A 16,269-nucleotide genomic window follows, 5' to 3' on the forward strand; every position below is an offset into this window, starting at 1 on the left:
ATGCCGAGACGTCTATTTTACTGTATACTATAGAAAACTTCTTTTTATTAAAGGTGATAAAACTATTATGAAACTATCAAACAAACCAGCTGAGCGTTTTGATTGGACGCTCGCTTTTATTTTATTGCTCTTTTGCATCGTGAGCTTAACAGCCATTGCTTCTGCGCAAACAACTGGACAGTACGGAATCAACTTTGTACCGAAACAGATTCAATGGTATGTAATCGGTTCGATAATCGTTGCAGGCGTAATGTATTTTGAACCGGACCAGTACAAAAAGATTGCATGGTATGCTTATGGATTGGGCGTGTTCCTTCTTATCTTCCTTCATTTTGCGCCCGGCGGTGAAGGTCAAATTGCGGAAGTGCAAAATAATGTTAAGAGGTGGCTTAACCTCCCTGTTATCGGGAAGATCCAACCCTCGGAATTCATTAAGACCTTTTTCATTCTTGGAATGGCCCGGCTAGTAAGTTCGCATCATGAGAGATTTGAAGATAAAACGTTAAAAACTGATTTTTTTCTTCTAGGAAAAATTATGCTTGTATTGATTGCACCACTTGTATTCATTATGGAACAACCGGATTTAGGTACTTCTATTGTATTCATTGCAATCACTGCTGCGATTATTCTCGTTGCGGGAATTTCTTGGAAGATTATCCTTCCTGTATTTATTAGCGGCGCCGCGGCTGTCACTACTTTATTATGGGCGGCGATTTATGCGCAAGACTTTATGAGCGAAACGCTCGGCTTTGACCTTTATCAGTTTAAAAGAATTTATTCTTGGTTAGATCCGTACTCTTTCCCTACCAGTGAAGGAATGCACCTCATCCAAGCGATTACAGCCATTGGTTCGGGCGGCATGTTCGGGAAAGGTTTTCAAGGCCGGGAAGCTTATGTGCCTGAAAATCATACGGACTTCATTTTTGCGGTCATCGGCGAAGAATATGGGTTTATCGGTTCTTGTATCGTCATCAGTCTATTTTTTGTTTTGATCTATCATTTAACAAAAATTGCGTTGGAACTTAAAGATCCGTTTAGCATGTACGTTTGTACGGGGATTATTGCCATGATTACTTTCCACGTTTTTGAAAACATCGGTATGAACATTCAAGTTCTTCCGATTACTGGAATTCCTCTACCGTTTATTAGTTACGGCGGAAGTTCGCTTATGAGTAATATGCTTGCCATCGGTCTTGTCTTCAGCATGAAATTTCATCATCGAACTTATATGTTTGGCGCGGATGATGATGATTGAAACGAAGTATCAATATAAAAAGCTCCAGTGGACTGAATCCACTGGAGCTTTTATTGTGTTAGTTCGATTGAATTTGCGGGTTTTGTACTGACGGTGCGAGGACTTTCAGCATTTCTAAACGGGATTTTGTTAGCGTAGCCGAAACACCTAATTTCGCCAAATTGGAGATAATTTTTTTCAAATCCATTTCGTTAGCCATATTTTCCACCTCGACCTTTCATGTATATTTACTAAGACGTTATTAAGTAATAAAAGTTGCATGTTTTATAAGAAATATGTTATTCATTTCGGATTAATTTCATTATACCACCTCAGCACCGCTTCAAGTTTATCAATTGTGTTACAAAACACAGTTTAGACTTTATATAGTGGAGTTATACTTCGTTTATAATACTTTCTCATCAAGACGCTGCATGTGCAGCGTTTCCCTCCAAAGATTGAACCCTTTTCTTTGTATACCCAATTTGTGAAAGGTATAATTACGGTATTGATTTTTATAGAAGGCGGTTGGCGTTATGAAAAAATCCATAATTTTATTAATGTCCGTGCAATTTTTTGTTTATCTTGGGTTCGGCATTATTATTCCGATATTACCTGAAGTTATTATTCAGCAAAATTTATCTGAAATACATGTCGGCGGCCTTCTTACGATTTATGCGCTTGCTTCATTTTTCACAGCGCCGCTTTGGGGGGCGTTGTCGGATCGTACGGGACGTAAAAAGCTGATTTTAATTGGGTTAATCGGTTTCAGTCTCAGCTTCTTTTTATTCGCGTTTTTTATTGAAAATATTATCCTTCTATATGCTTCACGCGTTGTCGGCGGTGTATTTTCCGGTGCTTTGTATACTGCGGTGACAGGTTTCGTCGGGGATATGACGACTGAAGAGAACCGCAATAAGTATATGGGTTTCCTTGGAATGTCGATTGGGCTAGGATTTATTTTTGGACCTGCGATCGGTGGTGTGCTTGGGGGTATTAGTCTTCAAGTTCCGTTCATTGCATCGGGTATTCTAACCTTGCTGATTCTTGTTTATGCTGGAATTATTTTGAAAGAACCAGAAAGTGTCGGCGAAGCGAATAAGCGTCAATTGTTGCCAAAGGGCGGCATGATGTTTTGGCAGTATCGAATTCGAAACCTGTTTTTGTTGTCGTTTATGGTGACTCTAATTCTTGCGGGGCTCGAATCAACATTCCAATTATTCCAGATTTCAAAAATTGAAATCACGCCTATACAGATTGGTTATCTGTTCATGGTAAGTGGATTTGTTGATGCTGGTATTCAAGGCGGCGTCGTTCGGAGAATAAAAAACGGGACAGAGACACAATGGATTTTAGGTGCTCAAATCGTAACGGCAATCGGACTTATTCTTATTCCTTTTTCAACGAATCTTTTTTGGGCAGGATTTTCACTGAGCGTTTTCATCGCAGGAAACGCATTGGCACGGACCGCTCTGGTTTCATTGACATCGAAGGAATCGGGTGGCAAGTATGGAACCGCTGCTGGGATGACGTACTCGATGGATAATATGGGACGCATTATTGGACCGCTTTTATTTACATGGCTCTTCACAAGGATGAACGGTGATATCTATTATATTTCCGCGATTCTAGCCATCATCTCGATTGCGTTGATCTTCCTGTATAGAAATTCGAAAAAATCATTGCGCAGTGTTTAATTTTAAAAGGCGAAGTTCTCCGTTTATCGGATAAGAACTTCGCCTTTTTTTATAAAAGCTTTTCTAGATTCTGCCTAACATATTCCGGCATCTGATTTTCTGGTATTGATGCTATTTCTTGGAATGAAACCCCTTCATTCAGGAGTGACTCTACAAGAACCCAGCCTGCATAATAGGCTTCACGCTCAATTCCAGTCGTGCCTTTTCCAACTATGAATCGTTGAACTGCCTCCGTTGAAGAATCCTCTAAAAATGGTAGCATTCCGTTCAAAATGGCGGTTCCTTTTGACGTAGCCGTTTCAAGCCAACCTGGTTTATGATCCGAATAAGCTTCGTCTAGATAGCCGGGAACAATTTGTTGACTTGCCCGCATTGCTACCCCCTCCTGTAAAACTGTTGAAGCAATGGAGCGTTCCCATTCCATCGATAAGTTCGCCGTTTTCGAATGAACAACATGCGCCATTTCATGCGCCAAAGCAATATCAGTACCGCCCGTTTCGACTGATAAACATAGCGCTAATCGACCATCGCTATAGGGAGCGACAAATGCATTTCCTTCAAAGGCACCTACATAATACAAAACGGCTATTGATATATCTTCATCGCATCCAAATAGCTGCTTCAATTCTTTCATCGAATCAGAAATCGCTTGTTCATCAGGCTGAAATGCTTCTAATCGCGGAATGACTGATTCGTATTTACCCCATGCATCCTCAAGCATCCTCAAGCATCGCACGTGCCATTTCACGTCTTGCTTCAACTGGCGGAAGGGCTGCGAAATTATAGTGTTCTTCCCATAGCTCAAAGATTAAGTTCATATCGCCATTTGCCGATTTTGCCTTTTCGTAAAAAGCTAAGAATTTAGGAACTAAGTTTACAATCTCGATATTATCCATGTGCTTATTTTAAACCTACTTTTGTTTCTAACAGTTCAATTGCTTTCTCCATGTCTTTATCTACGAAAATATGCTCAGGTGTCCAAGGAATATAGAGTTCGGGTTTAATACCAACCTTGGTCATCCCTTCCCCTTTGTCAATGCGGGATAACCGGGAAGTCGGATACATCAATTCAAATCCGGCGTTCCATTTCTTAATGGCCAAGTTCGCGTAATCATTCAGCCCCATGGTTGCACGGCCGATAACTGTTATTTTGTTGGATTCCTTGGCTAATTCGACGAAAGAATCTCCTGAACTACCGCACCGATTGTCTGTCAAAACGATGATTGAAGCTAGATGTTTAGAACCTTTTATGAATGTGCTCGGTACGATTTCTTCAAAATTGAATTGAACGAACCCTTTGCCACGATTTTTCTTCCATTCTCGGCGGAAGACGTTCAAGAATACTTGCGCTTGTTCATCTTCAGTTTCCTTTAGGTCTTCCTCTATATCTGCTAAAACTCGGGTCGTATTTTCTTCTGTGCAATTAAATAACATATGCTCTTCTTCATCCCCAAGTTCGACACCCTCCTCGGGCAGCAAGTATTTAAATAACGGATAATAACTCGAGTCGCTTCCCCCGTTATTCACACGCACGTCAATAATCCATTTATCCGTGGAATCAAGTAAGGTTTTATTATCAGCGACCATTTTAACAATGGCGTCTGGATCCGCGAAGTCGGTCATTGTTATGACAATGATCTTTTCATCTACTTTCTTGACGGAATACTCAGGAACATAGAGCACTTTATCGTATAAATCGAATTTGATTATTTTTCGGTTCCCTTTGGCGTCCTCAACTTCGCCCTCTTCGTATAGTGATAGAATTGGTAGCCAATTTTCACGTTCCGCGTGGTTTTCATTTAATAAACGGTGATGCTTTTCCCTTAATTCAGGAATGCTATGGCCGTCTAATGAAACGAAACGCATCCCAGGTTCTACTTGCTTTTCTGAATCAACTTCTGTCACATATAATCCATCTTCATAACGTCGGACATTGAATCCGCGACTTTTCGCTTTCTCGCTACTCGTATTCTCCGCTACAAAATAGATATGCCTATCATTGAAATCCAGTAAATAGTCATCAACAACATCCTTGAATTCTGCTTTTGTCAGTGAGGGATTATCTTTAATTTTCCGGATGAAGTGCTCCGGTCGATCGCATCCTTTTTTGTCTTTCCAACCTGCATAATCGTGGTTCATAATGTGGACAATTTCTTTGAAAATGGTTTCCATTTGATACACCCCATTCTATTGTTCTTGGATAACTTCTGCAGTGACTGTTTTTGATTTATCGAGTTCTGGATGTGCTTTTCGGACGACAGATGGTCTTGCCAATATAAGAACGACCCCTATTAGCAACAAACCCGAAATAGCCAGGATCCACTCTGCCGGTAATAAATCATACAGGAATCCGAATAGCACGATTCCCAGGGGCATAAGTGCCATCGCCATCGTTTCCATAATTGAAAACACGCGCCCTTTGTAATCGTCGTCGATTATCTTTTGCATCATAACCATGATTGGCGTATTGACGATAATCATCGTCGCGCCGAAACAGAACATGACTGTCAAATAAAAACCGAACATCACACCGTAATGCATCGATACCATTAGCGGCAGGCCGATGCTGCCCATCAGTATACCGAATACGATAATACCCCTCTTTGATACGAGAAATGGATACTTCACATCTTTGCGTACTGATAAATAAAATGATAACAGTAACATTCCGACTGCAAACGCACCTTCTGTCAAACCGAAATGTTCTGAAGGCATTTTCAACTTTTCAATCAGGACGAAGGAATACCCGACTTGAAACGCACCGAACAGGAAGTTTATGAGTAAAGAAACCCAAAGGAGCGCCATGATAATCGGTTGTAGCTTCAGATAGGCAAAACCCGCCTTCATGCTTTGCCATATCGATTCCTTCGCCTCTCCTTCCACGACTTCTTTGCGTTTTGCGAACAACTTGAAATTCATCGTCGACTCAAGAATAACCGCAATAATTGATGCTGTCATGTACATGATAAGAAATACCGGCATAGAAACAGTACCATACAAAAGTCCACCGACTGCTGGAGCACCAATTGCTGCAAAAGAGATGGACATTTGATTCATTGACATCGCTTTTTGGATCCTTTTTTCATCAATCAGCCCTGTAATCGATGAACTGAATGCAACGCCTGAAAAAGTTGAAGTAATCGATAACAATACCGTTGTCGTATAAATGGTGACAAGTGAAAGCCCAAGCCCAGGAATCAAACTGACTGTTAGAAGACCCGCAATTGCTAATGATGAGGCAATTTGTGCAGCAATGACAATCGTCTTTCTAGAATAGTTATCCGCAACGTAGCCAGCAAATGGTGCCATAAGCGCTCTTGGCAATATGCTGCAAAGGAGATTTGTTGCAAAGCTTGTTGCAGATCCTGTTTGTTGTAAAATATAAAAGCTTATGGCAAATACGTATACTTGTGCACCAAATGAAGATATAAGTTTACTCGTAACAAACGTCCACAAGTTAAAGGTCGCTCTTTTCAGTTTAAAAGCATCTTCCATAATAAACACTCCATTCAGAAAGTTTAATTAGGTTAAACATACAATAACATGCTTTATACTTCCATTGCAAGTAAATGTTTAATATAATTAAACTATATTCAAATTCATGGAGGTATGCCACATCGAAACATTAGGTGAACGGATTCGGAAACTACGAAAACAACAGAAACTCACATTGGAAGCATTAGCCGGAAGCGAGTTAACAAAAGGCATGCTTAGTTTAATCGAAAACAATAAGGCGAACCCATCGATGGAGAGCCTTACATATATAGCGAAACGTCTTGGTGTAGATGTGTCTGAGTTACTTGAAGCAGTAAGTAGTCAAGAACTACGTGAGGTTTTGTTGCAAGCCGAAAAGCTCTATTATACCGAGTTTGACGTTTTGTCAGACGAGTTCGAGCAACTCATTACGCTGATTGAACCGTATGTATCAAAATTGACTCAAGGCTACGAAGCCGCCCGTTTGTTGGATATATATAGCCGAACGCTTCATTTTGAAAAAAGGGATGGTTGGCAAGTATATTCCGATAGAGCCGCTCATATTTTCGAACAAATGAATATCATTCAGAGAAGAGCAAGCATAGGAATATTTCGTGCAGCAGTTAAATTTGCCGAATACGACTATAGTGATGCACTCAACATACTACAAAAAGAACGATTTGAAATCGAAAAGCAACATACGTTCATAGACCCAATGACCCGATTGGACTTTGATTATACGGAAGCAGTTTTTCATTTTGCGGCAGGTAATTCAAATGATGCTTTGAGGGTAATGGAAAGCGGGATTGAGTTTTCTAGGGAGAAACAAGTTTTTTATCGAATAGATCACTTATACAGGCTTGCAGCTTTTCACGCGATGATGACGCGGGATGAAGAAAAGATAAAGTACTACGTAAAAAAAATTACATTGTACGGGGAGTTCGCCGATGACATAGAGGCAGTTTTTTTCACGACATTCATCGAAGTTCACTATTTAAATTCCTATGAAAAATCCCATGAAAGGGCATTACATTTACTGGAACATTATGATGTTAAATATAAATTAGGTAAAGTTCATAAAACTTTCTTACATCTCGAAAAAGGGAAAGCCCTTTTTGGATTAAATAAATTTGAAGCTGCGCTTGTCGAATTAGAAAAAATGGAAATTCCCGAATACTTCAATCATCCATTCGATTTAGCGGTCCTTTATGAGGGGGATGCTTACATGGCCCTATCTTATGTAGCACTTGAGAATCAGGAAAAAGCTTTGGAACATGCCAAATTAGCTTATGACAATATTTCGCCTATGCCACATTCGCCTTATAAAGATTTCATTAATGAAACTTATGAAAAAATCCGCGGACGACACTAATGTCGTCTGCGGATTTTTATTTATTACATGAAATATTGTTGCATTGGTCGTTTGAGTTGCCACTTTAGTCGTTTCGATCGCGGGTATAGTCGATTGACCTGTTGCTATGGACGTTTCGATTGCCGCTTTGGTCGTTTCGGTGACTTTTTAAGCTTCGACCGTTTGTCCTTCTACATTTCCATTATAAACATCTGTATCTAGTTCGCCTGACATGCGGGCTGTTGTCACGCCTGCTGTCATTGAACCACTTACGTTTAGTGCTGTACGTCCCATGTCAATGAGTGGTTCGACTGAAATGAGAAGTCCTGCAAGTGCAATTGGTAAGTTAAGTGCAGATAATACAAGAATCGCCGCAAATGTTGCGCCGCCGCCTACGCCCGCTACTCCGAATGAACTGACCGCGACGATAGCAACTAGTGTCACGATAAATTGTGCGTCAATTGGTTGCCCAACTGAAGGTGCGATCATTACGGCAAGCATCGCTGGATAAATACCCGCACAGCCGTTTTGGCCGATTGACAATCCGAATGCGCCTGCAAAGTTTGCGACGCCATCTGGAACACCTAGACGGTTTGTTTGCGTATTGATGTTAAGCGGCAATGTTCCCGCGCTTGAACGAGATGTGAATGCAAATAGTAACGCGTCACCCGCTTTTTTCACATAAGTGATCGGGTTTAGTCCTGAGAGCATGATAATAATCAAATGGATTCCGAACATAACGCCTAACGCGACGTATGAAGCCATTACGAATTTTCCTAAGCTGTAAATCGCGCCAAAATCCGATGTAGCTACTGTTCTAGCGATAATCGCTAGAATTCCATAAGGGGTTAAGCGTAATACAATTCGTACAATCCCCATGATTAGTGAATAGATGGCGTCGATTCCTTTTTTCACGGTGGCTGCATTTTCAGGTTCGCGACGTGAAACTGCTAAATAAGCAAATCCTAGAAATGCTGCGAAAATGACTACGCCAATTGTTGACGTTGGACGAGCCCCTGTGAAATCGAGGAATGGATTCGCTGGCAATAGTTCTAAAATCTGTTCAGGTAGTGCACGGTCCGCAACCCCTTCTGCGCGCTCCTCAATCGAAACGCCACGAGATAGTTCTGCTTCTCCTTGAATAATTTCAGATGCATCAAGCCCAAAGAGCAACGTCGCACCGATACCAATGAGTGCTGCAATTGCTGTCGTGCCAATTAGAATCCCTAAAACTCTTCCTGCCATTTTCCCGAAATCTTTCCCAATTGTCACTTTCGTAAAAGCCGCAAGTATTGAAATAAACACTAAAGGCATGACAATCATTTGAAGAAGTTTAACATAACCGACACCGATTATATTAAACCAAGGCATCGATTCTTCTAGAACAGTAGAATCTGTTCCATACGAAAAATGTAAAATTAGACCATATGCAATACCAAGGCCAAGCCCGGTAAATACTCGTTTGGAGAATGATACATGTTTACGTTGCATTATATAAAGGAAACCAACTAATAGTAGCAAACCTACTATATTTATAATCAGAAATAGCGAAGACATATTTTTTCCTCCTAAATTAAAATACTATAAACCATACTTTATACCAGTAATACTTATCAGTCAAGTAGGAATTAGTTTATATTCATCGGAAATTCTTATGATGTCTTCCTAATTTTACAACTTTCCCTTATCCATCGGGTATACTATAGAAAGTAATCATATAATGAGGAGGCGCATATGACGAACTTCATAAGTTTTACGGTCACTGCAATTCTTGTATTAAACATCTTTCTTGCAATCGCTCTTATATTTTTAGAACGTCGTGACGCCACATCAACATGGGCTTGGCTGATGGTCTTGTTCTTTATTCCGTTTTTCGGTTTCTTTATATACCTCATGTTAGGACGTCGTTTTCGAGAAAAACACCTTTTTCGTTGGGAAGGCCGAAGTAAAATCGGCATCGACCAACTTATCAATTATCAAATTGAAGCAATTGAGGATAATACGCTAGAGTTCCGACATAAGGAAACTAAAAAGCATAAAGATATGATAAATCTTCATCTGCGAAACAATGATGCTGTGTTAACACAAGATAACGATGTTCAAGTTTTCAACGACGGGGCAGCAAAATTTTCAGCGCTTATTGATGACCTTGAAAACGCGAAAGATCATATTCATTTTCAATATTATATTGTTAGACTTGATAATCTAGGAAAACGACTATTGGATGTGCTTATTCAAAAAGCAAAACAAGGGGTTCAAGTGCGATTACTCTATGACGACATGGGATCACGTGGTGTTCATAAACGGCATTTCAGGGAACTGATCCGCCACGGCGGACAGGTCGAAGCTTTTTTTCCTTCAATTTTACCACTCATTAACCCTCGTCTAAATTACCGGAATCACCGAAAGATTGTCGTAATCGACGGACGTATCGGCTATATTGGTGGTTTTAATGTAGGAGATGAATATCTAGGGCTAAAAAAGAGGTTTGGTTATTGGAGAGATACGCATTTACGAATCGAGGGAAGTGCGCTTCACCCACTTCAAACCAGATTCATTTTAGATTGGAATCAAGCATCTGCGAATCAGGATATTGAATACAATGATATTTTCTTCCCGATTATTCCTCAAAAAGGGTCTGTCAGTATGCAAATCGTTTCAAGTGGACCTGACTCTGAGTGGGAACAAATTAAAGATGGATATTTAAAAATGATTTTCCGAGCTGAAAAGTATATTTATATTCAAACGCCTTATTTCATACCGGATGTCAGCTTTTTGGATGCGCTTCGAATCGCTTGTTTATCTGGTGTAGATGTGCGAATTATGATTCCAAATAAGCCTGACCATATGTTTGTGTACTGGGCAACGTATGCCAATGTTGGCTCATTATTGAAAGCAGGCGCTAAGATTTACATTTATGAAAATGGATTTCTTCATTCAAAACAGATTGTTATTGATGACGAAGTGTCGACTGTTGGAACTGCAAATATTGACGTTCGAAGCTTCAAATTGAACTTTGAAGTGAATGCCTTTATTTATGATCGTGATAAATCACATGAACTTGCGGAACTATTTGAACAGGATATGCTCCTTTCAACTGAACTCACGCTAGAAATATACAATACTCGATCAACAATGATTAAATTAAAAGAATCGATTGCGAATTTAATTTCTCCGATTTTATAGAACAAAAGCGGAAGGCGCCCGTCTAGACCCGACAGGCATAAGAAATCCCGCGGCGTGGCGGTCTTTGCCGAAGAAGAATGCAGTTCAATTCTTCCCAGAGGGATTGCTTATGACCCGAGGGGCTGGCGCCTGGAGCTGGACGGGAAATCTCTGTGTTAGAAGATATCCACAGTACAATGTTTTATAATTTCTTAAGCAAACAAGAAGGACGCCCCAATGAAGACGGGGCGTCCTTTGTACTTTGAATTAAATCCCTAAATACTCCTCAAGAGAAATATTTTGCTTATAGATTTCTCTTGCTATTTCGATTCCGACATAGCGGAAATGCCAGGACTCATGCATATAGCCGGTTCTTTTTTCTTTTCCTTCGGGATAACGCATGATAAAGCCAAAACGATAGGCATTTGCGGCTACCCATTTCCCAGCATCTGTTTCACCGAATTTTGCGGATGCATAGTATTGTTCATTATCGACTTCGCCGATGTCAAAAGCAAGACCCGTTTGATGTTCAGAGTAACCTGGTCGCGCACTGTAGCGGTCAGCAGCTTCACTTCCATCCCGTTCTACATAACGCTCGTATAAACCGGTCTGGTAATCATAGGAGCGATACGTGCTAAATGCGATAAGTTCAAAGCCATCTAATTTAGCTGCAGCTGCCATTTCATGAAATGCCGCTCTCGCCTCGTCACTTTCCCCGGGTGAATATGTGCTCGGGAGGGGGTATTGCTTATTTGCGATAAGTATACCTTCTATATAAGTCGGTTCTTTTGGTAATTCTTGCCCTTCAATATACTGGCGATTGTCTTTTTCGGGCGTTTCGACATCTGGTGTTTCGACTTCTGGAACTTCATCTTTAGGTACTTCCACTTCGTTATTTTCATCTATATTTTCAGAATCATAATTTTCATCTGGATTTACGGGCTCAGTTGTTTCGTCGTCAACTTTATTATCATCTTGATAGATTACTTGTTCAATTTTCTTGTAACTCTTTTCTAAATTCCAATCATTCATGCCGATCCAACTAGTAATTCCAGCTACAATAATCCCCAGACTAATGAGGGTTATTGGTAGCGCTTTTCCTTTTTTCTTTTGTGACCTATACTGATAACTTTTATTCCTCTTCATATCATAGCCTGCCTTTTCGAAATATCACCTTAGTTTACCATCATTTTTAACTCAAGTCGCTTATTAATTGATGCTTGAGCCCTGAATTAGATAACACTATAAATAATAATCAGAACGATGAAAGCGAGGGCAAAAAAGAGGGAGACCCATTTCATCCATTTCGATTCGCGTACTAGTCCTTGATCATGAAATGTTTTTGACCTCAACCCGTTCGTGAATGCAAACAAACCTACCATCGAAAGAACCGCCATGTTCAAATTGAGCTGAACAACAAAGTAAAATGAAGCGATGATTGCGATGCCAATTCCAATTCCAAACATCCATTTGATATTCATTCGTAAAACCCCCAAAAAAGAAGCCGAAGATTCCTCTTCGGCCTCATTCATTCTTTATTTTTCATCTTTTTTTGGTGCTTTTTCTTTTAGTTCATCTTTTTTCACTGCTGGTTTTGATTCTTTTTTCGGTTCTGACTTCTGTTCACTCTTATCCGAAGATCCAGCTGGTTGAACTGCTGGTTCTTTAAAGTACAACTTCCGTCCAAGATAAGTTTGGAAAATAAGCAAAATTCCCCCGACTGCCCAATAAAGCGGAAGTGCAGCTACAGCCTTGAAAGAGATAAACATAATCATGATCGGTGATAGATAGATGAACATTTTCATCTGTTGTTTTTGTTGATCCGGCATTGTCCAAAGTGATACGCGTGCTTGAACGAAATAAACGGCACCCGCAATGAGCATCATGATCATATCTGGACTACCTAGGTTAAACCAAAGAAACTTTGTTTCTTTTACTTCTGGTGAATATAGAATTGCGAAATACAGTCCCATAATGATCGGCATTTGAAGTACAAGCGGTAAACAACCCATATTGAGCGGGTTAACCCCGTGCTTCGAATAAAGCCCCATCATTTCTTGCTGTAGTCTCGTTTGATCATCTTTATTACCTGTTTCTTTCGCTTCTTTTAATTGCTTTTGGATATCTTCCATTTCTGGTCGAAGCGCATCCATCTTTATTTTCATTTCTTGTTGTGACTTATAATTTCTAAGCATAAGTGGCATCAAAACTAGCCTTATCAATATAGTGATAACGACAATTGCTAAACCATAACTGCCGCCAAATTGACCACTAAAAAAATGAAGTAACCATTCCATCGGTTTGACCAGAAGATCGTAAAACTTACCTTCTTTGTTTTCGACTCCAGCACAACCGCTTAAAAATATAGCTGCAGTCATTAATATCGTTAACAATCCAAATCTCTTCATCAATAGATTCACCTTCACTAATTCAAACTACTGAAAAGTATACAACAAATTGACGTAGGAATACAATTATTCTACGTCAATCACTATTTTTCTTCTAATGGGAGTGTGAGGCGGAAATATTCTCCGGCTAAGTTGTTACGGAATCTTCGTGGTGTTTCACCTGTATACTTTTTGAAGATACGAGTGAAGTAGCTTTGATTACAAAAGTTGAATCTATCTGATACATCCGAAATTTTCATATCCGAAAAACGCAAATAATATTGTGATTCCTCAACTTTCCTTACATTGATATATTCAACGAGAGTAATTCCTGTGTGTTCCCGAAAAATTCGTGATAAATGGCTTGTACTGACATCAAACATCTCAGATAGTCCTTCAACCGACATCGGCACTTCTACTTCTTTGTCAATATATTGAACTACTTTATTTACAGTATGATGCATTAATAATGAGGGTTTTCTTTCCCCAACAATATAGATAAAAAACTCGATTAATTCATCAGCTAAGTTTTCTGCATTGTCTATTGTTAATCTCTGTTCGATTAAAATTAAACTTGTTGCATTAAACGATAATGCTTTCTTTGTTGCCGAATGTTCTTTTCGAATATGTCTTGCGATAATGCCTGTTAGCGCAATTAAATAATATTTTATTCCAATTAGTTCATTATCCTTCTTAGATGCTTCGCTAACAATTTCAATCATTTTTTTCGCAGCATTTTTCGCTTCTTTTTTTTCAAAACGATATAACTGTTTTAGTAGTTTTTCTTCTGTTTCAAAAAACTGTTCAACAACTTCAAAGTAATCGTTGTTCTTAATTTCATCAACGAATTTATTTTCTGAAACAGGATTTTCACCCATCATTACACTCACCATTCTCACCTCTCGTTAAAAATTTGTCTTTACTTAATGTAAGTTAGAAGATTCAAACTTGAGTAATTTTGAAAAGGCGCACCCCATTCAGGGCGCGCCCATTTTTTTAATTATTGTTGTTGTTGTTTGTTTTCTGGATGCGGTTTATGGTTTTCATTGTAAAGTCCGTTTAAATCTTCTGATGAATCGTGTTTATCCTGAACTTCTTGGTTGTAGTAATGTACGCTCGTTTGCGCGCCTTCACTTACCATTTTATTATCTTGCGTATCGTAAGGGTCTGAATGACCAACTTTAGTATCTGAAGCACGGTTCACTTTCTGTGTATCGATAAACGATTCCACTTTTGTTTTCATGTTGTTGAAAGCAACTTGTGCTTTATCACGATTTTCTTTTTTACTAAAATAAGCATATGCACCAGCGGCAAGTGTCGCTAGCAGAAATGTATTCTTTTTACGTGCCATATTAATCATTCCTCCTGAATTATCAAAAATTGTAATAAGGTTATATTATAAGTATACCCGAATCGAAGTATTTAGAAACTTTTCTTGGTTCTTCTTAATACATATTGATTATCTTAGGTAGTTTTTAGCGCGTTTATTTGTTATGATTACAAAAAGAAATACTGAGGTGACTAGGGTATGATTCGACCAATGACATCTAAAGATATCGATCATGTGCAACAAATTGCGCGTGTCACATGGCGCAAAACGTATTGCGGTATCATTCCCGAAGAGCTCCAAACAATTTTTCTGGAACGCGCTTATTCGGATATGATGCTCATGATGCGAATGGAAAAAACAGCGATGCTTATTGCTGAAAGTGAAGGTGTTCCTATTGGCTTTGCGAATATAACAAAGGTTGATGAAGATGGCGATGCCGAATTAACCGCAATGTATATTTTACCAGCCCATCAGCATTCCGGTTATGGCAAAAAATTGTTTCACAATGCGCTTTCTACGCTGAAATCTGCATCGCAAGTATTTGTGTATGTTGAAGAAAAAAATGAAATTGGACGAGCCTTTTATGAAAAGCAAGGCTTTAAATTACTAGATGTTTTCGAAGAAACTTTTGAAGGGCATCCGTTGGAAACTGCTCAATATGTATATTCGTGCAAAAATCATTAAAAAACCGCGCCCTTAACGGGATGCGGTTTTAATTTTATAAATTATAGTGGGCGTAATGTGTCATCATATTGATTTTCAACAAATGTTGGCTCATCAGTAAGCGGCGCTTTTCTTGTAAAGCATAAGATACCGGCAATATAAAGAAGGATTGATGTTGGTGATAAAACAAATGCGAATAACCCTGCTAGTATAAACATTGTACCCGCTAGTTTCGGATTTTTATTATTCCAGATGAATATAATTCCGATAATGTTAGCAATTAAACTAATAATTAATACGATAACAAATAACCAACTAAAGTCTGCGAACGACTCGATCATACCAAAAACCATATCAACATCTTCTGCGCCTAATGTTGGATCTGCTAAAAATTCAGCTTCCATCTCACTTCTAATTGTTCCATCTGATAAAACTACTTTCATAAATGCTGCAAAAGCAAAACTTCCAATGATACCCAGCAATGTAAACACTGCACCAATAATCGATAATACTTTTTCCGCGGTACGTTTCATTACATAACCTCCTATTATTCTAGTTCTCTAATCTATACGTATATAATATTAAATAGTTTCATCTTTTATTATTTTCGCATGAAAGTTTACTTATAAAATACAATTTAAAAGGCAATCCGCTTTTACGACGGATTGCCTTCGCTTACACTTTTAAATCATTGTAATCGTCATAGCGTTCGAAAGCTGTGACAACATACGAACAAATCGGTTCCATCTTGAAATTTTTCTCTCGCGCATAGTCTGCTGCACGGTCAAGTAGTTTTTTCGCTACACCTTGGCCGCGTAAATCCGGCGATACAAAAGTATGATCCATTACCATGACATCACTCAACATCGTCCATGATATTTCAGCAAGTACTTTATCATCTTGTGTATTGCGAAACGCATATGCGTCTCCATCTAATTCTACTAATTCAAATTCCATATGATTAAAAC

General features: G+C 39.1%; 18 protein-coding genes. 5 read left to right on the plus strand and 13 right to left on the minus strand.

Translation table 11 applies throughout. From position 1 onward, the window contains the following. Nucleotides 1-67 precede the first annotated feature (67 nt). Nucleotides 68-1,255, plus strand: coding sequence for an FtsW/RodA/SpoVE family cell cycle protein (locus JSQ81_RS09700; RefSeq protein WP_212607399.1), 1,188 nt, complete (start codon nt 68-70; stop codon nt 1,253-1,255). Between the two features lie 58 nt (nt 1,256-1,313). On the opposite strand, the gene JSQ81_RS09705 is transcribed toward JSQ81_RS09700, so the two are convergent. After that, a complete protein-coding gene (locus tag JSQ81_RS09705; RefSeq protein ID WP_212607400.1) occupies nt 1,314-1,454 on the minus strand; it encodes an Lmo0850 family protein in 141 nt (46 codons plus the stop codon). A gap of 316 nt (nt 1,455-1,770) precedes the next feature. Here JSQ81_RS09705 and JSQ81_RS09710 point away from each other — a divergent pair, with 316 nt between their 5' ends. Then, on the plus strand, nt 1,771-2,931 hold the full coding sequence (locus JSQ81_RS09710) for an MFS transporter (protein WP_212607401.1): 1,161 nt from the start codon (nt 1,771-1,773) through the stop codon (nt 2,929-2,931). Nucleotides 2,932-2,980: 49 nt separating this feature from the next. Here JSQ81_RS09710 and JSQ81_RS09715 read toward each other — a convergent pair whose 3' ends face one another. Genes JSQ81_RS09715 through JSQ81_RS09730 form a run of 4 tightly spaced genes read right to left on the minus strand, consistent with a single transcriptional unit; the run spans nt 2,981 to nt 6,426 of the window. Beyond that, on the minus strand, nt 2,981-3,652 hold the full coding sequence (locus JSQ81_RS09715) for a DUF2268 domain-containing putative Zn-dependent protease (protein WP_212607402.1): 672 nt from the start codon (nt 3,650-3,652) through the stop codon (nt 2,981-2,983). Continuing rightward, nucleotides 3,645-3,827, minus strand: coding sequence for a hypothetical protein (locus tag JSQ81_RS09720; RefSeq protein WP_212607403.1), 183 nt, complete (start codon nt 3,825-3,827; stop codon nt 3,645-3,647). The genes JSQ81_RS09715 and JSQ81_RS09720 overlap by 8 nt, the downstream gene beginning before the upstream one ends. Before the next feature lie 4 nt (nt 3,828-3,831). Further along, nucleotides 3,832-5,103, minus strand: coding sequence for a S41 family peptidase (locus JSQ81_RS09725; protein WP_212607404.1), 1,272 nt, complete (start codon nt 5,101-5,103; stop codon nt 3,832-3,834). Between the two features lie 15 nt (nt 5,104-5,118). Then, nucleotides 5,119-6,426: an MFS transporter gene (locus tag JSQ81_RS09730; protein ID WP_212607405.1), complete on the minus strand. Its 1,308-nt coding sequence runs from the start codon at nt 6,424-6,426 to the stop codon at nt 5,119-5,121. Nucleotides 6,427-6,532: 106 nt separating this feature from the next. Here JSQ81_RS09730 and JSQ81_RS09735 point away from each other — a divergent pair, with 106 nt between their 5' ends. Next, complete coding sequence (locus JSQ81_RS09735) at nt 6,533-7,777, plus strand: helix-turn-helix domain-containing protein (RefSeq protein WP_212607406.1); 1,245 nt, start codon at nt 6,533-6,535, stop codon at nt 7,775-7,777. Between the two features lie 147 nt (nt 7,778-7,924). On the opposite strand, the gene JSQ81_RS09740 is transcribed toward JSQ81_RS09735, so the two are convergent. Continuing rightward, nucleotides 7,925-9,313, minus strand: coding sequence for an L-cystine transporter (locus JSQ81_RS09740; protein ID WP_212607407.1), 1,389 nt, complete (start codon nt 9,311-9,313; stop codon nt 7,925-7,927). A gap of 177 nt (nt 9,314-9,490) precedes the next feature. On the opposite strand from JSQ81_RS09740, the gene cls reads away from it, so the two are divergent. Next, nucleotides 9,491-10,942: a cardiolipin synthase gene (cls, locus tag JSQ81_RS09745; protein WP_212607408.1), complete on the plus strand. Its 1,452-nt coding sequence runs from the start codon at nt 9,491-9,493 to the stop codon at nt 10,940-10,942. A gap of 246 nt (nt 10,943-11,188) precedes the next feature. Here the strand turns inward: cls and JSQ81_RS09750 are convergent, their stop codons facing one another. From JSQ81_RS09750 to JSQ81_RS09770, 5 genes are all read right to left on the minus strand, one after another. Next, nucleotides 11,189-12,067: a M15 family metallopeptidase gene (locus JSQ81_RS09750; RefSeq protein WP_212607409.1), complete on the minus strand. Its 879-nt coding sequence runs from the start codon at nt 12,065-12,067 to the stop codon at nt 11,189-11,191. Between the two features lie 86 nt (nt 12,068-12,153). Then, a complete protein-coding gene (locus JSQ81_RS09755) occupies nt 12,154-12,402 on the minus strand; it encodes a hypothetical protein (RefSeq protein ID WP_212607410.1) in 249 nt (82 codons plus the stop codon). A gap of 54 nt (nt 12,403-12,456) precedes the next feature. Continuing rightward, nucleotides 12,457-13,329 carry a membrane protein insertase YidC gene (gene yidC, locus JSQ81_RS09760; protein WP_212607411.1) on the minus strand — a complete coding sequence of 291 codons (873 nt, stop codon included), beginning with the start codon at nt 13,327-13,329 and terminating at the stop codon, nt 12,457-12,459. Nucleotides 13,330-13,412: 83 nt separating this feature from the next. Next, nucleotides 13,413-14,189 (minus strand): helix-turn-helix domain-containing protein, encoded by a 777-nt coding sequence (locus tag JSQ81_RS09765; RefSeq protein ID WP_249336720.1) that lies wholly within the window; start codon nt 14,187-14,189, stop codon nt 13,413-13,415. Nucleotides 14,190-14,308: 119 nt separating this feature from the next. Then, a complete protein-coding gene (locus JSQ81_RS09770) occupies nt 14,309-14,659 on the minus strand; it encodes a hypothetical protein (RefSeq protein ID WP_212607413.1) in 351 nt (116 codons plus the stop codon). Between the two features lie 177 nt (nt 14,660-14,836). Between JSQ81_RS09770 and JSQ81_RS09775 the strand changes: the two genes are divergently transcribed. Continuing rightward, nucleotides 14,837-15,322, plus strand: a complete 486-nt coding sequence (locus JSQ81_RS09775; RefSeq protein ID WP_212607414.1) for a GNAT family N-acetyltransferase — start codon at nt 14,837-14,839, stop codon at nt 15,320-15,322. A 41-nt stretch (nt 15,323-15,363) separates the two neighbouring features. On the opposite strand, the gene JSQ81_RS09780 is transcribed toward JSQ81_RS09775, so the two are convergent. Continuing rightward, on the minus strand, nt 15,364-15,834 hold the full coding sequence (locus tag JSQ81_RS09780; RefSeq protein ID WP_212607415.1) for a DUF4064 domain-containing protein: 471 nt from the start codon (nt 15,832-15,834) through the stop codon (nt 15,364-15,366). Between the two features lie 142 nt (nt 15,835-15,976). Further along, nucleotides 15,977-16,258, minus strand: coding sequence for a GNAT family N-acetyltransferase (locus tag JSQ81_RS09785; RefSeq protein WP_212607416.1), 282 nt, complete (start codon nt 16,256-16,258; stop codon nt 15,977-15,979). Nucleotides 16,259-16,269 lie beyond the last annotated feature (11 nt).

Origin of the sequence: Sporosarcina sp. Marseille-Q4063, assembly GCF_018309085.1 — a bacterium.
Lineage (GTDB): Bacteria > Bacillota > Bacilli > Bacillales_A > Planococcaceae > Sporosarcina.

Excerpts from the sequence above, each read along its gene's own strand:
- JSQ81_RS09785 (WP_212607416.1), bottom strand. The coding sequence starts at position 16,258 with ATGGAATTTGAATTAGTAGAATTAGATGGAGACGCATATGCGTTTCGC.
- JSQ81_RS09750 (WP_212607409.1), bottom strand. The coding sequence starts at position 12,067 with ATGAAGAGGAATAAAAGTTATCAGTATAGGTCACAAAAGAAAAAAGGA.
- JSQ81_RS09705 (WP_212607400.1), bottom strand. The coding sequence starts at position 1,454 with ATGGCTAACGAAATGGATTTGAAAAAAATTATCTCCAATTTGGCGAAA.
- yidC (WP_212607411.1), bottom strand. The coding sequence starts at position 13,329 with ATGAAGAGATTTGGATTGTTAACGATATTAATGACTGCAGCTATATTT.
- JSQ81_RS09775 (WP_212607414.1), top strand. The coding sequence starts at position 14,837 with ATGATTCGACCAATGACATCTAAAGATATCGATCATGTGCAACAAATT.
- JSQ81_RS09730 (WP_212607405.1), bottom strand. The coding sequence starts at position 6,426 with ATGGAAGATGCTTTTAAACTGAAAAGAGCGACCTTTAACTTGTGGACG.
- JSQ81_RS09755 (WP_212607410.1), bottom strand. The coding sequence starts at position 12,402 with ATGAATATCAAATGGATGTTTGGAATTGGAATTGGCATCGCAATCATC.
- JSQ81_RS09715 (WP_212607402.1), bottom strand. The coding sequence starts at position 3,652 with ATGCTTGAGGATGCATGGGGTAAATACGAATCAGTCATTCCGCGATTA.
- JSQ81_RS09725 (WP_212607404.1), bottom strand. The coding sequence starts at position 5,103 with ATGGAAACCATTTTCAAAGAAATTGTCCACATTATGAACCACGATTAT.
- JSQ81_RS09765 (WP_249336720.1), bottom strand. The coding sequence starts at position 14,189 with ATGATGGGTGAAAATCCTGTTTCAGAAAATAAATTCGTTGATGAAATT.
- JSQ81_RS09740 (WP_212607407.1), bottom strand. The coding sequence starts at position 9,313 with ATGTCTTCGCTATTTCTGATTATAAATATAGTAGGTTTGCTACTATTA.
- JSQ81_RS09720 (WP_212607403.1), bottom strand. The coding sequence starts at position 3,827 with ATGGATAATATCGAGATTGTAAACTTAGTTCCTAAATTCTTAGCTTTT.
- cls (WP_212607408.1), top strand. The coding sequence starts at position 9,491 with ATGACGAACTTCATAAGTTTTACGGTCACTGCAATTCTTGTATTAAAC.
- JSQ81_RS09770 (WP_212607413.1), bottom strand. The coding sequence starts at position 14,659 with ATGGCACGTAAAAAGAATACATTTCTGCTAGCGACACTTGCCGCTGGT.
- JSQ81_RS09710 (WP_212607401.1), top strand. The coding sequence starts at position 1,771 with ATGAAAAAATCCATAATTTTATTAATGTCCGTGCAATTTTTTGTTTAT.
- JSQ81_RS09780 (WP_212607415.1), bottom strand. The coding sequence starts at position 15,834 with ATGAAACGTACCGCGGAAAAAGTATTATCGATTATTGGTGCAGTGTTT.
- JSQ81_RS09700 (WP_212607399.1), top strand. The coding sequence starts at position 68 with ATGAAACTATCAAACAAACCAGCTGAGCGTTTTGATTGGACGCTCGCT.
- JSQ81_RS09735 (WP_212607406.1), top strand. The coding sequence starts at position 6,533 with ATGGAGGTATGCCACATCGAAACATTAGGTGAACGGATTCGGAAACTA.